This is a genomic window from Parabacteroides hominis (assembly GCF_014287585.1).
GTDB lineage: Bacteria > Bacteroidota > Bacteroidia > Bacteroidales > Tannerellaceae > Parabacteroides > Parabacteroides hominis.
This window is the reverse complement of sequence record NZ_JACOOJ010000086.1, coordinates 1-2,714: the sequence shown is the minus strand read 5'-3', so window position 1 is coordinate 2,714 and position 2,714 is coordinate 1. Positions and strand designations below refer to the sequence as shown.

Here is a 2,714-nt window from a genome sequence, read left to right as displayed (position 1 = left end):
GAACGGTCCTGAAGATTTACGGAACCGGGAGCGTAATCGCCACGGGCTACGGCATCATCGATCGCCTTTTGCTGGATTCCGGTATATTCTTCGGACAGTGTTTTGATCTGATCCTCGATGGACGTTTCAGAAGCCAAGTCCACACGTCCCAGCCAGCTATCCGGAAGACCGGCATCTTTCAACTGCTTACGAACTGTTTCTTTTTTGGCTTCGTTTGTCGAGTTGGTAATGGAGTCGCCCACCTTCTTAGCCATATCATCGACGCTCTTCTTCATGCTTTCCAGATAAGCTTTTACTTCCGGGCTAAGATCCTTCAACAGCTCTTCTTCCGTTTTCTTATTCTTATCCGGATCTTCCACCGGTTTACCGTCTTTCAATCCATGTTTAGCTTCGTATGCAGCGACCGCAACCGTTTCAGCCGTAGTCTTAGCTTCATTCTCCGCTTCCTGGATAACCGGAAGGATATTCTCTTTGAACAGGTCCACAAAAGCCTCCATCCCTTCGGCTTTCTCAATCTTGAACGTTTTCTGAATACGTTCCGCATACTTCTCCGGCACACCTTTTGTCTTACAGGCCGCCTTGATTAAATCTAAAATTGTCATAAGAGTTTTCTGTTTAAAATATAAGGGAGGGAAAAGTTTTTTCTTGCAGGATTCAGAATAAGTGCTCATCTTTGTGGTGTCCTAAATTCTCAGATGGCGGGTAACCGCTGAACATATTTTTGTATTGGTATTCTTGTACCCATGCATGAACATATAACATAACGGTTTCGTACCCCCTTGATATGGCTTAATGGCCATAACTGCCATCTGAGGTGTAGGACAAAGGGACAGGCGAAACCGTTCTTTTGTCTATCCACTTACAACAAACAATATTCAATCATGTCCAAACTCAGAGAAAATTGTTTGTCGGGAAATAATAGTACCCAACAACCAACGGCCAAGCCCTCCGAAATGGGTAAGTACTCCACTCCAGAACTACAAGCCGCATTCAATACCGGTCGAGAAATCGGAAGAACCGAAGGAATGCTGTACTACATCAAACATGCTTCCGAAAATATGCAAAAGGAAGCTGAGAAATTAAATTCGAAACTACAGGCGCAAAAAGCGAAAGTATAAATAGCTTTTCATCAATTTTTATGATTAAAATTCCAAAATCGTTAGACTATTAGGAGATTATTTATATTTTTGCAAAAAGAAGTGGTTTACAAACAAGTCCTTGGATTGCAGTTCCAAGGGGGCTATTTGAAAATCACTTCTTCCTTTTTATATGTTTCAATATATTATCTCTATCAGATATACTATGTAACCTCACCACACCGTCGAATGATTCACGAACGATAATCCAGCTTTTCTCGTTATTGATTTTCGTTTCGAACAGATGTGCTTTTATTGTCGGGTCATGTTTGTCAGGACCTTCTCCAATATATTCAGCATTCTTTATCACAGAAGCTATATCCAAAAGCATTTCATTCTTTTTCTCGTAATATTTATGTGGCTGGTTCAACCACTCTTTTATACCACGACCGGTAACCTGTATGTCTTTCCGAAAATCTTTATTCCGGATAACAGTTTGTTTTAATAAAGAAGCATTTTCCTTGATCTCCTTAAATCTCGCTTTACCGGACGCTACTTTAATCGAATCCTTTGGTTTTCCATCCCCCAGCAACCATTCCGCAAACTCCTCATGATCCATCATGACCGGCGTAGCTATACAGATGCAGAACGGATGCCAGCCCGTAAACTTGAAATCTTTCGAGTATTGCCCCGCCTTTGCATCACACACAGGACACGGACCGTGATTCGATGGTGAACGTTCCACTTCTATCCCGGTCACGAAGTCCATATTCTGCCAACGTTCGTAATCGGCAGTTCGAAAAACCTCGTTTGTTTTCGTTGCTGCTAGTCGAAGGGCGTTTTTATAAGACGAGCGATAAACACCCTGCCCCGGATGATAATCTTTCATCGGTTGGGATGGAATCAATTTGCCATTCGCGTCCCTTACACGGCGGAAACAACGGTTGGGTTCGTTTAGCAATTGCCGTATATCCTGGCTGATAAACGCCGCTGGACGACCGGAAGACAATCCGGAAGAAAGATAATACTCCAGATTATCCATGGCCCCGTCCGTTATGTCCCAGACACGGGAGGATATGGTTTTACCAAATTCATCTTTACGTTTCAATAAAGTATTCAGCGCATCGGCATTCCGGGAAAACAATTTTTCCCTTAGCGTAGTGGAGATAGCCATATCCTTAATATAGCCCGTTACCAGTTCATCCGCTTTCCTATTGCCTAAATTCCATACATCGGTAACTGTATTGGATATATTGCTTACGAGCTGCGTGTGTAAATCATCCAACAGACGTTCTATTTGCTTTTCAATAGTAGCATTACCTATCCATACACGGTCGCCGCCATGATCCGACCATTTAGCCAGAAGAGGTCCTACCCTACGGACAAACTCGTCAAACGAATACTTTATGCTGCCTTGTTGCCGGAACAGACGTTGCAGGAATTGTCGCTCATGAAATGATAGTTCTTTCATTCTCCATATCCCATTGTCAGACCAACCATGTTATTACGTTGCGCAGCCGTATCTTCCTCTTCCTCCATCAGCTTCATTTCTTCGTCCAAGTCTTCCGTCAGAGGAGAATGAGCCGTAACCGTGCGCTGGGCGTTGATCGGTTTACCTCCATTGGCAAGGGACAGAGT

General features: G+C 43.4%; 3 protein-coding genes. 1 reads left to right on the top strand and 2 read right to left on the bottom strand.

The features are described 5' to 3' along the window. Positions 1 to 602, bottom strand: a 602-nt coding sequence (locus H8S65_RS20715) for a hypothetical protein (protein WP_186931701.1), incomplete at its 3' end; no start/stop codon positions are given. 279 nt (positions 603 to 881) lie between these two features. Here H8S65_RS20715 and H8S65_RS20710 point away from each other — a divergent pair. Then, the gene (locus H8S65_RS20710) at positions 882 to 1,118 is read left to right on the top strand and encodes a hypothetical protein (protein ID WP_186931700.1); all 237 of its coding nucleotides are present in this window, start codon (positions 882 to 884) and stop codon (positions 1,116 to 1,118) included. A gap of 133 nt (positions 1,119 to 1,251) precedes the next feature. Here H8S65_RS20710 and H8S65_RS20705 read toward each other — a convergent pair whose 3' ends face one another. Next, positions 1,252 to 2,547 (bottom strand): LPD3 domain-containing protein, encoded by a 1,296-nt coding sequence (locus tag H8S65_RS20705; RefSeq protein ID WP_186931699.1) that lies wholly within the window; start codon positions 2,545 to 2,547, stop codon positions 1,252 to 1,254. Positions 2,548 to 2,714: the final 167 nt, after the last annotated feature.

Bases quoted from the DNA above. Each gene is read 5' to 3' on its own strand.
- H8S65_RS20710 (WP_186931700.1), top strand. From the start codon at position 882: ATGTCCAAACTCAGAGAAAATTGTTTGTCGGGAAATAATAGTACCCAA.
- H8S65_RS20705 (WP_186931699.1), bottom strand. From the start codon at position 2,547: ATGAAAGAACTATCATTTCATGAGCGACAATTCCTGCAACGTCTGTTC.